This window comes from Streptomyces sp. NPDC107575 (assembly GCF_055657265.1).
This window is the reverse complement of sequence record NZ_JBVKBG010000001.1, coordinates 230,503-245,740: the sequence shown is the minus strand read 5'-3', so window position 1 is coordinate 245,740 and position 15,238 is coordinate 230,503. Positions and strand designations below refer to the sequence as shown.

The window sequence follows — 15,238 nt, the reverse complement described above, 5'->3', positions numbered from 1 at the left end:
CCCGTAGTCTTGGCGCCGTGGAGCACATCGGCATCGACGACGACCCGACCAGCGACGCGGCGGACATCTCGCAACCCCGCCCGCAGTCGCTCCTGCTCGCCTTCTTCGGCAACCACGTGCTGGAGGCAGGGGACTTGTACGTGTACTCGGGCAGCATCATCGAGGTGCTCGGCCGGGTCGGCGTCGGCGAACAGGCGGTGCGCTCGACGCTGACGCGGATGGTCAACCGGGGCCTGTTGGAGCGCCGGCGCGAGGGCCGTCGCATGCACTTCGGTCTGACGGAGCAGGCGAAGCGGGTGCTGTACGACGGCGGTGCCCGCGTCTGGAAGCAGGGCGCGGTCAACGACGAGTGGGACGGCACCTGGACACTGCTCGCGTTCTCCCTCCCCGACGCCTGGAAGCGCCAGCGTCACGAGCTGCGTTCGCGCCTCGCCTGGTCCGGGTTCGGCGCGCTGTACAGCGGGTTGTGGATCGCGCCGGGGAAGGTCGACGTGTCGGCGGTGGTCGCGGAGCTCGGCCTCGCCAAGAACGTCAAGGTCTTCTACGGGGAGGCCGGGGTGGCCACGGACATCGAGGAGATGATCCGCGACACCTGGGACCTGGAAAGCATCGCGTCCCGCTACCGATCGTTCGAGGAGCGGTGGAGCGACGGGCCGAGCGGTCGGGCGGGGGCCGGGTCCGCCGACCCCCTCGGCACCCGCCTGCGACTGGTCAGCGAGTGGCTGGACACCATCCGGGCCGACCCCCGGCTGCCGTCCTGCCACCTCCCGCACGACTGGCCGGCCCGCCGCGCCCAGGAGACGTTCCACCACATCGCCGAACAAACCGAGGCGCCCGCGCGGGAAATGGCCCGCGAACTGCTCCAGACGACGACGGTGCGATGACAGGATCCACCTGAGGAGGTGCGGTGCCGGTGTTCGTACGGGGCAGACGGTGGTGGTCAGTGGCCGTAGCCGCAGTCTGCTTGGCCCTCATCGGCCCGAGCACGCCCAGCGGCGCACTGGTCTCCGAACCCCTCCCGCTGCCGGTCGGCGCGGCGAAGGACATCGTTCCGAACCGCGTCATGACGTGGAACATCTGCAACCCCTGCGGCAGCACGCAGAACCTCGGCCGGGCGGCGGAAATCGCGACGTACGCACCACAGGTCATCGGCCTCCAGGAGGCATGCGTCCGCGACGTAGAGGAAATCCGCGCGTACCTGAAGACCTTCTACGGCCTGACGTACCACGTCGAGTACGGCTCGGTCCTGCGCAATTGGAGCCGCTGCGGGGGCCTCCCGTGGCGAGCAGGCGGCTACGGCCAGGCAATCCTGTCGGCAACGCCGCTCTCGGACCCCGTCACTGTCGAGTACCCCGACGGCGGCTCCGAGGACCGCGGCTACCTGGCGGTGACGACCACGGTGGGCAACCGCCCGGTCCGCGTCTTCAACACCCACCTCGCGCAACGCCAACAAGCGCCATTCCGCGAGAAGCAGCTCACCTTCTTCGCCAAGGCGGTCGCCCGCCACGAACGCACCATCGCCCTGGGCGACTTCAACGCGCCCCCGGACGCCCCCGAACTCGCCCCGATGTGGTCCTTGGCGAAGGACGCGGACCCCGCCTGCCACCCGACGGCCGACGCATCCTGCGAAACAACCACGGACTGGTCCAGCAAGTTCGACTACATCTTCCTGCGCGGCTTCGAAGCGCGCGACCATGCGGTGCATCCGAGCGAGTACTCGGACCACCATTCGTTCCGGGCCGACCTGAAGCCATAGAGGCCGGCCCGGGAAGGAACCGTCACCCCTTCTTCCGCAGCACCTCCCCCACACTCTCCTCCCGCCACTTCCGCAGGAGTTCGTGGAAGGCGACCGCTCCGTGTGGGTACGCGTTCGGGCCGTTCGGGCGGCCGCGGCCCTCGCGGTTGTAGTAGCCGGGGGTGCAGTCCGCGTGGAACCACTCGTGGTCGGGGGCGCCCTCGGAGCACGTTGTGCGCCAGGCGGTGACCGCTTCCGGGGTTGGTTCCAGGAGGGCGTCGTCGCGCTCCGCCGCGGCGACCAACGCCGCGGCGTGGATGGCCTGTTCGTCCAGGATGTGGCTGAAGTTGACGCTGGAGGAGTTCTGCATCGGGCCCAGTTGGATCAGGTTGGGGAAGCCGGGGGAGGTGAAGCCGTGGAGTGTGCGGGGGCCGAATTCGGCCAGAGAGGCCAGGAGTTGGAGGCCGTCGCGGCCTGTTACCGGGAGTTTGCCGGACGTGACTCCGGAGACGCCCACCGAGAAGCCCGTCGCGAAGATCAGGCAGTCGATCTCGTACTCCACACCGCCGACGACCACACCGCGTTCCGTCATCCGCTCGATGCCGTGGGTGTCCGCGGTGTCGACCAGCGTCACGTTCTCGCGGTTGAACGCGGGGAGGTACAGGTCGGAGAACGTCGGGCGCTTGCAGGCGTAGCGGTACCAGGGCTTGAGGGTCTCGGCGGTGGCCGGGTCGGTGACCTCCGCGGCGACGCGGTCGCGGATCTGGTTCATCGTGGCGTGGTCGGCGGCCTCGTACGCCGCCTCGAAGTCCGGTTCGCCGTCGCGGCGGAAGCTCGGGAGGAGCTTCTCGAGGAGGGCCGCTGATTCCGTCCAGCGGTCGGCCACCAGGTCGCGGTCGGCGTCTTCGCCCGACACGATCCGCAGGAAGTTCTCGCGGCGTTCGCCCGCCCAGCCGGGCCTGTCCGCCCCGACGTCCTGCGGTGTCATGCGCCGCTGCCCGCGCGTGTCGACGGCGGACGGTGTGCGCTGGAAGACGTACAGCTGCCGGGCGTCCTCGGCCAGTTTGGGGATGGCCTGGACGCCGGTGGCGCCCGTACCGACGACGCCGACGCGCTTGTCGGCTAGGCCTGTCAGGCCGCCCTCGGGGCCGCCGCCGGTGTAGCCGTAGTCCCAGCGCGAGGTGTGGAAGGTGTGTCCCTTGAAGTCCTCGATGCCGGGGATGCCGGGCAGCTTGGGCTCGGAGAGGGTGCCGGTCGCCGTGACGACGTACGTGGCGCGGAACTCGTCGCCGCGGTCGGTCGTCACCAGCCACTGGTGGGCCGCCTCGTCCCACGTCAGGGCCGTGACCGCCGTCGAGAAGAGCGCGTCCTCGTACAGGTCGAAGTGCTCGGCCATCCGCACCGCGTGACGCCGGATCTCCTCGCCCGGCGCGTACTTCCACTCGGGCACGTAGCCGGTCTCGTCCAGCATCGGCAGGTAGACGTGTGCCTCGATGTCGCAGTGGATGCCGGGGTAGCGGTTCCAGTACCAGGTGCCGCCGAAGTCGCCGCCCTGCTCGACCACCCGGATCTTCGTCACGCCCTGCTGCCGCATCCGCGCGCCCGCCAGGATGCCGCCGAACCCTCCGCCGACGACCGCGACGTCCACCGTGTCGCGCAGCGGCGCGCGCTCGGGGATCTCGCCCGCGTACGGGTCGGCGGCGAAGTAGCCGAACTCCGCGGTGGTGGAACGGTATTGGGCCGTGGCGTCGGGACGGACGCGGCGCTCGCGCTCGGCGCGGTAGCGCTCGCGCAGCTCCGCCGTCTCCTGCGGGGTGGGTGGCGTGGCGCACTGCGGCAGGGTCATGCGACGGCTTCCTCTCGTGGGGGGGGCATACGCCGGAGGGAGGCCCTCGCTGGGACTTCCGCACCGTCACGGGTACCGTAACCCAACAACCGGACACCATTGTCCGGTAGGGGTTCGGTGCGGTCCGACCCCGAATCCGATGCACCCCGGCTCGAAAGGTCCTCGATGTCGAACCTCACCCCCGCCTCCCCGCTGCGCGACTGGCTCGCCGACCCGGCCGCCGGGCAGATCCTGCGCGGCATGCTGGCCTCGCAGGGGCAGAGCGAGGAGGCCCTGGCGCCCGCCCTCGGCCTGCCGCTTGAGCAGCTCGTGAAGATGTCCGGCGGGAAGTTCCCGGCCGAGCTGGTGGACGTGCTCGTGACCGCGGCCGAGACCGGCGAGGTCCCCGAGGGCCTGCCCACCGCTCCCCCGGCCGCGGCCGCGGCCGCGGACCTCGGCATCGAGATCGGCGCCCCGGAGCCGTGGACCGAGCAGCTCACCTCCGGCCGCTTCGCCGGCCAGACCGTCGTGGTCACCGGCGCCGCCTCCGGCATCGGCCGGGCCGTCGCCTCGCGTGTCGTGCGCGAGGGTGGGCGGGTCGTAGCCGTGGACGTGTCGGGCGACAAACTGGCCGACGTGGCCGCCGAGTTGGGCGACGCGCTCGTGCCGGTCACCGCGGACATCACCGAGCCGACTGCCGCCGACACCGTGCTCGCCGCGGCGGGCGGGCGCGTCGACGCGCTGGCGAACGTCGCGGGCGTGATGGACGACGACGCCGCCGTGCACGAGGTCGACGACAAGATCTGGCAGCGCGTCATGCGCATCAACGTCGACGGCCCCATGTACCTGATGCGCGCCGTCGTGCCGGGGATGCTCGAGGCGGGCGGCGGCCGGATCGTGAACATCGTGTCCGAGGCGGCGCTGCGCGGTTCGGCGGCCGGCGCGGCGTACACGACGTCGAAGCACGCGCTCGTCGGGCTGACTAAGTCCTCGGCGTACCAGTACGCGGGCACGGGAGTTCAGGTCAACGCGGTCGCACCGGGTGCCGTCGCCACGGGCATTCAGGTCCCGGCGGGCGCGCCCTACGGCTCGGCCCGCACCGCGAAGATGCGGGTGGCGATCCCCGGGCTCGCGATGGCGGAGGAGCTGGCGGCGTCCGTCACGTTTCTGCTCAGCCGGGATGCGGTGAACCTCAACGGGGTCGTGCTGCCGTCGGACGGGGGTTGGTCGGTGGCGTGATCGCTCGGCCCACCGTGGCCGAGGTCTCGGGCTCTGCCCCGGGCCCCGCTGCTCAATCGCCGCCGGGGCTTGAAAGACCCGCTCAACCGCCACGAGGGCTCCAAGCAACCGGACCTGCCCCCCATTCCAGCAAGGAAGGTTCACCCCCCATGCCCACCAGAACACACACCCTCGCCGCTCTCTCCGCCCTCGGCCTCCTCACCCTCACCGCCTGCGGCACCGAGAAGGCCGCCACCTCGGACGCCCGCCCCGCCGCTTCGAGCGAGAGCCGCACCATCCGCGCCACCCAGCTCTCCCACGTCACCACCCCGCACCAGGCCACCGGCATGACGCTCCTCGAAGGGCCGGTCCTCGGGAAGGACGGTGACCTGCGGCTCGTGGACGTCACCGCCCCGCCCGGCGAGCCCAAGGTGATCTCCGTCGACGTGAAGACCGGTGACCACAAGGGCGTCTACACCGACAAGACGGGCGCCTACACCTCCGCGCAGATCAGCCCGCACGACGGCCGCGTGTATCTGACGGAGTACCAGTCGGGCGACATCGTCAGCATCGAGCAGGACGGCTCGGACCCGCGGACGTTCTTCTCCGGCAAGGTCGACGGGTCCCCGATGAACCCCGACGACATCGCGTTCGACGACGACGGCAATCTCTACGTCAGCGATCTGCACGGCATGAAGACGGGCGAGGCCGAGGGCCGCATCGTGCGCATCGACCGCGACGGCGAGAAGACCACCGTCCTCGCCGACAAGCTCGCACACCCCAACGGCGTGATGTTCGACCCCGAGCAGAAGGGCCTGTGGATCAGCGAACTGGCCAAGGACACCGTCTCGTACTTGCTGCTCGACGCCGACAGGACCAAGGTGACCACACAGCACGAGGCCATCCACGTCGACGGCGGCGTCGCGCAGACGGACTCGATCGCCGTGGACGCCAAGGGCAACCTCTACCAGGCGCTGCACGGCCGCCCCGCCATGGCGGTCTTCAGCAAGTACGGCGAGCGCCTCGGCACGGTGGAGGTGCCCGCGAAGGAGGCCGAGGGCCTGCAGTCGGCGACCAATGTCGCGATCACGCCGGGCGGCCGGGACGCGTATATGACGGTCAGCGGGCCGAAGGGCGGGTACGTCTACGAGTTCGACGCGCTGGCCAAGGGCATCCGCCTGTCCAACGGCGGCTGACGCTCAGTCCTCCGTGAGCTCGACGGACCGCAGCGGACCCACTTCGACGCCGAGCAGCCCCCAGGCCGCGAGTGCCAGGCGCTCGCGCTCGGCGAGGGTGGGGCCCGCGACGGCGCCGGAGACCATCGCGATGGCGAGCATCAGCTCGTCGGCGGACAACCCGCGCCCGGCGGGCGTGCATCCGGCGAGCACGCCGCGCACCCGCGCCGACAGCTCCCGGCCCTGCTCGTCGCCCCCGCGTACGCGCAGCAGGTCGACGAAGGCGGTGGAGCGGGTGATGTGCCAGGTGACGACGCCGAGCACGGACGTGAGGGTGGCGTCCGGCTCGGCGGCGGCCGTCTCGATCTGCCGCACGTTCTCGTCGAGGACCGCCGAGGCCAGGGCCATCCGGTCGGCGAAGTGCCGGTACAGGCTCCCCTGTCCGACGCCGGCCCGCCGCGCGACGGCCGACAGCGGCGCGTTCAGCCCCTGCTCCGCGAAGACCTCGCGGGCGGCGGTGATGAGGGCGGCGCGATTGCGGGCGGCGACCCGCCGGCCTTGGTTGGCCGGGCGGGCCCGGTCGGGCTCGGAGGGGTTCGTCACGTTGGCAGCGTAATGCAGTGCAATACCGACCTGATCAACGTCAACGAGGAGGAAGAGCATGTCGAAGCCAGTGGTCGTCGTCATCGGTGTCGGCGGCATGGGGATGCAGATCGCCCGGCGCCAGGGCCCCGGGACCCGGCTCGTCGCGGCCGACTTCGACGAGGATCTGCTCGCCGCGGCGGCCGACGAGCTGACGGCCGACGGGTACGAGGTCACCCCGGTGCGCGTCGATGTCTCGGACCGGGCGTCGGTCGCGGCGCTCGCCGAGCAGTGCGCGGCGCTCGGCCCCGTCACGCAGGTCGCGCACACCGCGGGCCTGTCCCCGGTGCAGGCGCCGACGGCGGCGGTGCTCGCCGTGGACCTGCTGGGCGTGGCCCTCGTCCTGGAGGAGTTCGGGAAGGTGGTCGCGGCGGGCGGCGCGGGCGTGGTGATCGCGTCGATGGCCGGGCACATGGCGCCGCTGCCGCCCGAGGTCGAGTCCGCGCTGCGCTCCACTGCGGCCGACGAGCTGCTCGACCTGCCGTTCCTGCGGCCCGACGCCCTGTCGGACCCCGGTGCCGCGTACGCCCTCGCCAAGCGCGCCAACCACCTGCGCGTCCAAGCCGCCTCGCTCGCGTGGGGCGCGCGCGGGGCCCGGGTCAACTCGGTGAGCCCCGGGGTCGTCTCGACCCGGATGGGCCGCGCCGAGCTGGCCGGCGAGTCCGGCTCCCACATGCGCGCGCTGGTCGAGGGCTCGGGCACGGGCCGCGCCGGCACCCCGAACGACATCGCGGAGGCAACGGCCTTTCTCCTCTCCCCGGCGGCGTCCTTCATCACCGGCACCGACCTCCTGGTGGACGGCGGCGCGGTGGCATCCCAGAGGGCCGTATAGAGCCCCGAGGCGTGGGAACGGCCCCCGGGTTGGCCGAGAACCCACCCTGGACGCCCCGCGCACCCGGCGGGAGGCTCAAGGGCGAGCCTCCCGCCAAGCAGAGGAGCCCCCATGCCCGACCAGCCGGTTCTCACCCTCGACCCCACCGCGTCCGACCACCACGCCGAGCACCGCGCCCTGCGCGCCCGCGACCCCGCCAGCCGCGTCGACCTCCTCGGGGTGACCGCCTGGTCCGTCTCCGATCCCGCGCTCCTCAAGCAGCTCCTGACCAGCCCGCACATCTCCAAGAACGCGCGTGCCCACTGGCCGGGGTTCGCCGACGCGCTCGCCACCTGGCCACTCGCGCTGTGGGTGGCCGTCGACAACATGTTCACGGCGTACGGCAGCGATCACCGCCGCCTGCGCCGCATGATCGCCCCGGCCTTCTCGGCCCGCCGCGTCACGGCCTTACAGGCGGACATCGAAACGCTCGTCACCGGCATCCTCGACCCGCTCGACGCCCTCCCGGCCGGCACGGTGGTCGACCTGCGCGAGCGTCTCGCCTACCCGCTGCCGATCTCCGTGGTCAGCCGTCTGATGGGGGTGCCCGAGGAGCACCGGGAGCAGTTCCGCACGCTGGTGGACCGGGTGTTCGCGACGACGCTCTCCGCCGAGGAGGCCGCGAAGAACACGGCCGCCGTCTACGACCTCCTGGACGAGCTGATCGCCTCCAAGCGGTCCCGGCCGGAGGACGACATGACGTCGCTGCTCATCGCCACCCGCGACGAGGAGGGCGACGGCGGCAAGCTGTCCGACGGCGAACTGCGCGACACGCTGCTGCTGATGATCAGCGCCGGTTACGAGACGACCGTCAACGTCATCGACCAGGCCGTCACCTCGCTGCTCGCCGACCCCGCCCAGCTCGCCCATGTCCGGGCCGGCCGCTGCACCTGGAACGACGTCGTCGAGGAGACCCTGCGCCACGAACCCGCGGTCAAGCACCTCCCGCTGCGCTACGCGCTCCAGGACATCCCCCTCCCCGACGGCCAGGTGATCCGGACGGGCGACGCGATCCTCGCCTCGTACGCCGCCGCCAACCGCCACCCCTCCCTGCACGGCGACACCGCCGACGCCTTCGACGCCACCCGCCCGTCCAAGGAACACCTCGCGTTCGGCCACGGCGTGCACTTCTGCCTGGGTGCCCCGCTCGCCCGCCTGGAGGTCGAGACCGCCCTGCGCATGCTGTTCGACCGCTTCCCCGGCATCGAGCTCGCCGTCCCCGTGGCGGACCTGGCGCCGTCCCCGACACTGATCAGCAACGGACACACCTCGCTCCCCGTGCGCCTGAAGCCGGGCGGGGCACCTCGGCACTGACACAGCACGAAGCACGGCGCCCCGCCCCGTCGCGGACCGGGTGGGGCTCCCCCGGCGCGCCCCACCCGGCGTACGCCTTTTCACCCGATATGTATCGTGTATGACCGCACTGGTCCTCGCACACTTCGTCGTCGCGCTCTGCGCTGCCCCGCTGATCCGCCGGGTGGGGTCCCGCGCGTTCGTGCTGCTCGCCCTGCCGCCGGCCGCCGCCCTCGGCTGGGCACTGTCCCGCTGGGGCGAGGTGAGCGACGGCGGGGCGAGCGAAGAGGCCTGGTGGTGGATCAGGGACTATGACGTCGAGATCGCGTTCAGGCTCGACGCGCTGTCCCTGGTCATGGTGCTGCTCGCGGCCGGCATCGGGGCGCTCGTGCTGTTGTACTGCGTGCGCTACTTCGACGGCGGCGCCCGGCAGTTGGGCTCGTTCGGCGGCAACCTCCTCGCGTTCGCGGGCGCGATGCTCGGGCTCGTCCTCGCCGACGACCTCATGACGCTCTATCTGTTCTGGGAGCTCACCACCGTCCTGTCGTTCCTGCTCATCGGCTACGACAGCGAGAAGCGCGCCAGCCGCCGCTGCGCGTTGCAGGCGCTGACGGTGACCTCGGTCGGCGGGCTCGCGATGTTCGTCGGCTTCCTGATGCTGGGTCACCTGGCGGGCACGTACCGGATCTCGCACATCCTTCAGTCGCCGCCCGCCGCGAGCGGCACGCTGTCGGCCGCGCTCGTCCTGATCCTGTGCGGGGCGCTCGCCAAGTCGGCGATCTGGCCGCTGAGCATGTGGCTGCCGAACGCGATGGCGGCGCCCACCCCGGTCAGCGCCTATCTGCACGCCGCCGCGATGGTGAAGGCGGGCGTCTATCTGGTGGCGCGGTTCGCTCCCGCCTTCGCGCACGTCGCGCCGTGGCGCCCCGTGCTGCTGGTCCTGGGCGCGGTGACGATGCTGCTCGGCGGATGGCGCGCGCTGCGCCTCAACGACCTCAAGCTGGTGCTGGCCTACGGGACCGTCAGCCAGCTCGGCTTCCTGATGGTGCTGGCCGGGGACGGCACGTACAACGCCGCGCTCGCGGCCATCGCGATGCTCCTCGGGCACGCGCTGTTCAAGGCACCCCTGTTCCTGGTGACGGGGATCGTCGACCACGCGAGCGGCACCCGTGACCTGAGACGGCTCTCGGGGGTGGGGCGGCGGCTCCCGTGGGTGGCCGGCACCGCCGTCCTGGCGGGTGCGTCGATGGCGGCGCTTCCGCCGCTGCTCGGGTTCGCCGCGAAGGAGGCCGCGTTCGACGCGCTGCTGCACGGCAGCGTGGGCGAGCGGTGGGTGCTCGCGTGCATCGTCGTCGGCTCCGCGCTCACCACCGCGTACACCCTGCGCTTCGTGTGGGGCGCTTTCGCGCGCAAGCCGGGGGTCGCCGACACCCCCGTGCACCGCGTCGGTGTCTCCTTTCTCGCGCCGCCCGCGCTGCTCGCCCTCGCCGGTCTGCTGCTCGGTCCGGGCATCGGCTGGACGGCCCACCTCTTCGAGCAGTACGCGAAGCAGTACCCGGTCCCCGCGCACCCATACCACCTGGCGCTGTGGCACGGGTTCGGCACGGCGCTCGGCCTGTCGGTGCTCGCGTGGGCGGGCGGCGCCGTGCTGTTCCTCGCGCGGGAGCCGGTGGTGCGGCTCGGGCGGCGGTTCGCCTGGCCGAAGGCGGACGAGGCGTTCGGCCGCACCGTCCTCGGCCTCGAACGCTCCGCGCTGCAGATCACGGGCGCGGTCCAGAAGGGTTCGCTGCCCTCGTACGTGGCGACGGTCCTGGGCGTCATGTTCGTCGGCCTGCTCGCGGTCCTCGCCACCGACCGGCCCTGGCACGGCACACCCGCGCCCCGTCTGTGGGACCACCCGATGCAGGCGGGCGTCGGCGCGCTGACATGTGCGTGCGCGCTGATGTGTCTGGTGGTGCAGCGGCGCATGAAGGCGGCGGTGCTCGCGGGTCTGACCGGGTACGGCACGGCGCTCCTGTACGTCGTGCAGGGCGCGCCCGACCTGGCGCTCACGCAGTTCGGCGTGGAGACGGTGTCGACCGTGGTGCTCGTCCTCGTCCTGCGGCGCCTGCCGGTGTTCTTCGGTGACACGCAGCGGACCTGGCGCTGGGGTGTGAGCATGCTGCTCGCGCTCGGCAGCAGCGTCGCGGTGGCGTGCGCGGTGTGGCTGGCGACGGGCGCGCGCACCGCGGAGCCCGCGGGCGCCGCGCACATCGAGGAGACCGCGCACCACGGCCTCAAGGACGTCGTCGCGACGATCCTCGTGGACTTCCGGGCCTGGGACACCATGGGCGAGTCGGCCGTCCTCGCCGTCGCCGTCCTCGGTGTCACGAGCCTGCTGTACGTGCACCGCCGTCAGGGCCGGGCGACCGCGCCACCGCCCCGGCTGCCCGGCGGGGTGACCGCGTGGTCGCTGGCCACCTCGAAGCTGAAGGTGCCCGCCAAGTACCAGCAGGGCGCGCCCGAGCGCAGCTGGCTGGTCGCCGGTGACACCCTCGCGCCCGAGCACCGCTCGGTCGTCTTCGAGGTGGTGGCCCGGCTCGTCTTCCACCCGATCCTGATGCTGTCGGTGTATCTGCTGCTGTGCGCGGAGAACCTGCCAGGCGGCGGATTCGTCGGAGGTCTCGTCGCCGGGGTCGCCCTGACGATCCGTTATCTGGCCGGCGGGCGCCACGAGTTGGCGGTGGCGGCGCCGGTGCACCCGGGCTTCTTCACCGGGCTCGGCCTGACCCTGTCGACGACGGTCGCGCTCGTCGGACTCGCCGACGGCACGGTGCTGCACGCCTGGACCTGGCACGGACACCTGCCGCTGATCGGCGACTGGCACGCGGGCACCGCCGTCATCTTCGACCTCGGGGTGTATCTGCTGGTCCTCGGGGTGGTCCTGGACGTCGTACGGGCGCTCGGCTCGAAGATCGACCAGCAGACCGAGTACAGGGCGAGTCTCGCGCTCGCCGGGGAGGCGCAGAACTCGTGACCGTCAGTCTCACCCTGCTGGTCTGCGCGGTCGTGCTGACCAGCGCAGGCGGGATCCTCATCCACACGCGCAGCCTCACCCGGGTCCTGGTCGGCATCATCGTGTGCGGCAACGGCGTCAATCTCTTCGTCCTCGCCTCGACCGGGGCCGCGGGCTTTCCGCCGCTGCTGTACCCGGGCGTCGACGCGGCCAAGGTCACCGATCCGCTCCCCCAGGCCATCATCCTCACCGCCGTCGTCATCACGCTCGCCACCACGGCGTTCGTGCTCGCGATGGCGTACCGCAGCAGCCAGTTGACCGGTTCGGACTTCGTGCCGGACGACGTCGCGGACCGGCGGGTGGTGCTGCGCGCGGAGATCTCCGCCGAGCGGGCCGAGCTGCGCGAGCTCCATCGCGGCGAGGGGCCGAGCGCCTGGCGCGACGAGCGGCGCGAGCAGCGCCGCCGGCTGCGCGCGAACCGCGCCTACCAGGCCCGCGCCCGGGACGCGGACGGCGACCTGTGGGACGACGTGCTCGGCGCGGACCCGCCCGAGCCGTCCGCAGCCGACCCGGCCGAGCCCACCGAGACCCGCCCGGAGGAGACCCGGTGAACTCCCTCGTCCCGCTGCCCGTCGTGCTGCCCCTCGTGGTGTGCGGGCTGACCCTGTTCATCGGGCCGCGGCTGCGCTGGCTGCACCGCCTGATCACGGTCGGGGTGCTCGCCGCGGTCGTCGCGGTCGATGTCGTCCTGCTCGTCGAGGCCGACCGCACGGGCCCGCTCGTCGTGCACCTCGGCGACTTCGGGCCGCCGCTCGGTGTCACCCTGGTCGCCGACCGGCTCGCCGCGCTGATGCTCCTGGTCTCCGGCGCCGTCACCTTCATCGTCCTGGTCTACGCGATGAGCCAGGGCATGGCCGACCGCGAGGAGCGGGCACCGATCGCCGTGTTCCACCCGGCGTACCTGGTCCTGGTCGCCGGGGTGTCCCTCACCTTCCTCGCGGGCGACCTCGTGAACCTCTACGTCGGCTTCGAGATCATGCTGATGGCCAGCTTCGTGCTGCTCACGGTGGGCGCCACGGAGCCACGCGTGCGGGCCGGGTCGACGTACGTCGTCGTCTCCCTCGTCTCGTCCCTGGTGTTCCTGTGCGGAATCGCCGTGACCTACGCGGCGGTGGGCACGGTCAACTTCGCGCAGCTCGCCCAGCGCATGCCCGAACTACCGCTGGGAGTCAGCACGTTGGCGGAGGTGCTGCTGCTCACGGTGTTCGGGGTGAAGGCGGCGGCGTTCCCCGTCGCGGCCTGGCTGCCCGACTCGTACCCGACGGCGCCCGCGCCGGTGACGGCCGTGTTCGCCGGCCTTCTCACCAAGGTCGGTGTCTACTCGATGATCCGCGCGGACACCTTGTTCTTCCCCGGCAACCGGCTCTCCGGCGCGCTGATGGCGGTGGCCTTCGCCTCGATGATCATCGGCATCCTCGGCGCGGTGGCCCAGACCGACCTCAAGCGGCTGCTGTCCTTCACGCTCGTCAGCCACATCGGCTTCATGCTGTACGGGCTCGCGCTCGGCACCCGGGGCGGTATCGGCGGCGCCATCGTCTACACGGCGCACCACATCACCGTACAGACGACGCTGTTCCTGGCGGCGGGGCTGCTCGAAAAGCGGTACGGAACAACGGAGTTGACACGGTTGGGCGGCACGATGCGTTCCGCCCCGCTGCTCGCCGCGCTCTGGTTCGTGCCCGCCATGAACCTCGCCGGGATCCCGCCGCTGTCCGGGTTCCTCGGCAAGCTGGGCCTGATGCGGGCGGGTGCGGCGGCCGGCGGCGCGTGGTCGTACACCCTGCTCGCCGCGGCCGCCGTGACCAGCCTGCTGACGCTGTACGTGATGGCGAAGGTGTGGAACCTGGTGTTCTGGCGGGCCGCCCCCGCCCAGCCGCCGTCCGAGGACGACGTGCTGGAGGAGAGCGACGATCCGGACTCGGCGCCGGAGGACGGCGGCGGCGGAGCCGCGGTGGCGACCGCCGTGTGCGTACGCACCACCATGCGGGTCCCCCGCGTCATGACCGCGGCGACGGCCGCAGCGGTCCTCCTCGGCCTCTCCTACACCCTGCTTGCCACACCACTGACGGGCCTCGCCGACCGCTCGGCCGCCGAACTCCTCTCCCGCACGCCCTACGTGGAGGCGGTGCTCGACCAGTGAACTCCTCTGGACACAAGACCCGTTGGCGCCGCATCGACCTGCCGCTGATCGCCTGGCTCACGGTCATCTGGACGCTGCTGTGGACCGGCCTGAGCTGGGGCAACGTCATCAGCGGCGTGGTGGTCGCGATCGTGCTGTGCCTGGTCTTCCCGCTGCCCGCCGTCGAACTCGACCTGCGCCTGCGGCCTGTCGGCATCATCCGGCTCGCCGGCTATCTCCTGTACGACATGACCTCGTCCACCGTCACCGTGACCTGGCAGACACTGCACGGAAAGCCGGGGCCCGCCGCCGTGATCGCGGTGCCGCTGCGCTGCCGCACCGACCTGATGATCGCGGCGACCGCCGTCGCGGTGTCCAGCGTCCCGGGTGGCGCGCTCGTGGAGGTCAACGGCTCGACCGCCACCCTGTTCCTGCACGTCGTGCACGCCGACGACCCGCAGGCGGTGGACCGGGCCCGCGCCGATGTGCGGCGCCTGGAGACCCTCGTCGTACGGGCCTTCGGCACACGCGAGGAGATCGCCCGGCTCACGGATTCGACGCCACCGCCGGACGCAGATGACGCTCCCGAGGGAAGGACGCCCGACGCATGAAGCTGGCCAACGACATCCTGCTCAACGGCGCGCTCGTGCTGATCGTCCTGGCCGGCGCGCTGCTGTTGGTACGGATCTGGCGGGGCCCCTCGATGCTGGACCGGGCCGTGTCCGTCGACATCGCGGCGGTGCTCATCATCGCCGGTATCGGGGTCAACGCCGCCATCACACGCACCAGTTACTACCTGTCGATCATGCTGGTGACCGCCTTCCTCGGCTTCACGAGTTCCGTGGCCATCGCACGCTTCATCGCGGCACGCGACCGGCCGGGCATCCGGCCGAGGTCCGGCGCCATCTCCCTCAAGAAGACCCCGTCCCTCAAGAAGGGCCAAGGCCCCAAGGAGCGCCCGTGAACTGGCACGACGTCACCGATCTCGCCGGATCCGCGCTGCTGTTCCTCGGCGCGGCGGTCTGCCTGACCGGCGTCATCGGCATGCTCCGGCTGCCCGATGTGCTGACCCGCAGCCACGCCGCGACCAATCCGCAGACCCTCGGCATGCTGCTCCTCGTGGCGGGCGTCGCGCTGCGGCTGCGCTCGGGCGTCGACCTGGGCACGCTCGCGCTCGTCGCCTTCTTCCAACTCCTGACCAGCGCGGTCGCGGCGCATCTGGTGGCGCGGGCCGCGTACCGCACGGGTCAGGTCGGCGAGGTCGCGCTGCTGCGGGACGAGTTGGCCTCGGCGCCGCGGCAGTGA

14 protein-coding genes are annotated in these 15,238 nt (G+C 71.8%); 12 read left to right on the top strand and 2 right to left on the bottom strand.

Features of this window, described 5'->3' with window-relative positions; translation table 11 throughout:
* The first annotated feature begins 17 nt into the window (after window positions 1–17).
* Both ACZ7L4_RS01190 and ACZ7L4_RS01185 read left to right on the top strand, forming a co-directional pair.
* Window positions 18–884, top strand: a complete 867-nt coding sequence (locus tag ACZ7L4_RS01190) for a PaaX family transcriptional regulator (RefSeq protein ID WP_472098624.1) — start codon at window positions 18–20, stop codon at window positions 882–884.
* 59 nt (window positions 885–943) lie between these two features.
* A complete protein-coding gene (locus ACZ7L4_RS01185; RefSeq protein ID WP_472098622.1) occupies window positions 944–1,756 on the top strand; it encodes an endonuclease/exonuclease/phosphatase family protein in 813 nt (270 codons plus the stop codon).
* Window positions 1,757–1,778: 22 nt separating this feature from the next.
* Here ACZ7L4_RS01185 and ACZ7L4_RS01180 read toward each other — a convergent pair whose 3' ends face one another.
* Window positions 1,779–3,581 carry a flavin-containing monooxygenase gene (locus tag ACZ7L4_RS01180; protein ID WP_472098620.1) on the bottom strand — a complete coding sequence of 601 codons (1,803 nt, stop codon included), beginning with the start codon at window positions 3,579–3,581 and terminating at the stop codon, window positions 1,779–1,781.
* Window positions 3,582–3,746: 165 nt separating this feature from the next.
* On the opposite strand from ACZ7L4_RS01180, the gene ACZ7L4_RS01175 reads away from it, so the two are divergent.
* Complete coding sequence (locus ACZ7L4_RS01175) at window positions 3,747–4,799, top strand: SDR family NAD(P)-dependent oxidoreductase (RefSeq protein ID WP_472098618.1); 1,053 nt, start codon at window positions 3,747–3,749, stop codon at window positions 4,797–4,799.
* Window positions 4,800–4,948: 149 nt separating this feature from the next.
* Window positions 4,949–5,974: an SMP-30/gluconolactonase/LRE family protein gene (locus ACZ7L4_RS01170; RefSeq protein WP_472098616.1), complete on the top strand. Its 1,026-nt coding sequence runs from the start codon at window positions 4,949–4,951 to the stop codon at window positions 5,972–5,974.
* A gap of 3 nt (window positions 5,975–5,977) precedes the next feature.
* Here ACZ7L4_RS01170 and ACZ7L4_RS01165 read toward each other — a convergent pair whose 3' ends face one another.
* Entirely contained in the window at window positions 5,978–6,556 is a 579-nt protein-coding gene (locus tag ACZ7L4_RS01165; protein ID WP_472098614.1) for a TetR family transcriptional regulator, read from the bottom strand.
* Window positions 6,557–6,614: 58 nt separating this feature from the next.
* On the opposite strand from ACZ7L4_RS01165, the gene ACZ7L4_RS01160 reads away from it, so the two are divergent.
* The 8 genes from ACZ7L4_RS01160 (at window position 6,615) to mnhG (ending at window position 15,238) form a co-directional block, all read left to right on the top strand.
* Window positions 6,615–7,427 (top strand): SDR family oxidoreductase, encoded by an 813-nt coding sequence (locus ACZ7L4_RS01160; protein WP_472098612.1) that lies wholly within the window; start codon window positions 6,615–6,617, stop codon window positions 7,425–7,427.
* A gap of 111 nt (window positions 7,428–7,538) precedes the next feature.
* On the top strand, window positions 7,539–8,780 hold the full coding sequence (locus ACZ7L4_RS01155) for a cytochrome P450 family protein (protein ID WP_472098610.1): 1,242 nt from the start codon (window positions 7,539–7,541) through the stop codon (window positions 8,778–8,780).
* A 100-nt stretch (window positions 8,781–8,880) separates the two neighbouring features.
* Window positions 8,881–11,775, top strand: a complete 2,895-nt coding sequence (locus tag ACZ7L4_RS01150) for a Na+/H+ antiporter subunit A (protein ID WP_472098609.1) — start codon at window positions 8,881–8,883, stop codon at window positions 11,773–11,775.
* Window positions 11,772–12,365: a Na(+)/H(+) antiporter subunit C gene (locus tag ACZ7L4_RS01145; RefSeq protein ID WP_472098608.1), complete on the top strand. Its 594-nt coding sequence runs from the start codon at window positions 11,772–11,774 to the stop codon at window positions 12,363–12,365. The genes ACZ7L4_RS01150 and ACZ7L4_RS01145 overlap by 4 nt, the downstream gene beginning before the upstream one ends.
* The gene (locus ACZ7L4_RS01140) at window positions 12,362–13,954 is read left to right on the top strand and encodes a Na+/H+ antiporter subunit D (RefSeq protein ID WP_472098606.1); all 1,593 of its coding nucleotides are present in this window, start codon (window positions 12,362–12,364) and stop codon (window positions 13,952–13,954) included. The genes ACZ7L4_RS01145 and ACZ7L4_RS01140 overlap by 4 nt, the downstream gene beginning before the upstream one ends.
* Window positions 13,951–14,544: a Na+/H+ antiporter subunit E gene (locus ACZ7L4_RS01135; RefSeq protein WP_472098604.1), complete on the top strand. Its 594-nt coding sequence runs from the start codon at window positions 13,951–13,953 to the stop codon at window positions 14,542–14,544. Before ACZ7L4_RS01140 ends, ACZ7L4_RS01135 begins: the two co-directional genes overlap by 4 nt.
* Window positions 14,541–14,897: an MrpF/PhaF family protein gene (locus ACZ7L4_RS01130; protein ID WP_472098603.1), complete on the top strand. Its 357-nt coding sequence runs from the start codon at window positions 14,541–14,543 to the stop codon at window positions 14,895–14,897. The genes ACZ7L4_RS01135 and ACZ7L4_RS01130 overlap by 4 nt, the downstream gene beginning before the upstream one ends.
* Window positions 14,894–15,238, top strand: a complete 345-nt coding sequence (mnhG, locus tag ACZ7L4_RS01125) for a monovalent cation/H(+) antiporter subunit G (RefSeq protein ID WP_399233614.1) — start codon at window positions 14,894–14,896, stop codon at window positions 15,236–15,238. Before ACZ7L4_RS01130 ends, mnhG begins: the two co-directional genes overlap by 4 nt.

Excerpts from the sequence above, each read along its gene's own strand:
- ACZ7L4_RS01150 (WP_472098609.1), top strand. The coding sequence starts at position 8,881 with ATGACCGCACTGGTCCTCGCACACTTCGTCGTCGCGCTCTGCGCTGCC.
- ACZ7L4_RS01130 (WP_472098603.1), top strand. The coding sequence starts at position 14,541 with ATGAAGCTGGCCAACGACATCCTGCTCAACGGCGCGCTCGTGCTGATC.
- ACZ7L4_RS01160 (WP_472098612.1), top strand. The coding sequence starts at position 6,615 with ATGTCGAAGCCAGTGGTCGTCGTCATCGGTGTCGGCGGCATGGGGATG.
- ACZ7L4_RS01155 (WP_472098610.1), top strand. The coding sequence starts at position 7,539 with ATGCCCGACCAGCCGGTTCTCACCCTCGACCCCACCGCGTCCGACCAC.
- ACZ7L4_RS01175 (WP_472098618.1), top strand. The coding sequence starts at position 3,747 with ATGTCGAACCTCACCCCCGCCTCCCCGCTGCGCGACTGGCTCGCCGAC.
- ACZ7L4_RS01170 (WP_472098616.1), top strand. The coding sequence starts at position 4,949 with ATGCCCACCAGAACACACACCCTCGCCGCTCTCTCCGCCCTCGGCCTC.
- ACZ7L4_RS01180 (WP_472098620.1), bottom strand. The coding sequence starts at position 3,581 with ATGACCCTGCCGCAGTGCGCCACGCCACCCACCCCGCAGGAGACGGCG.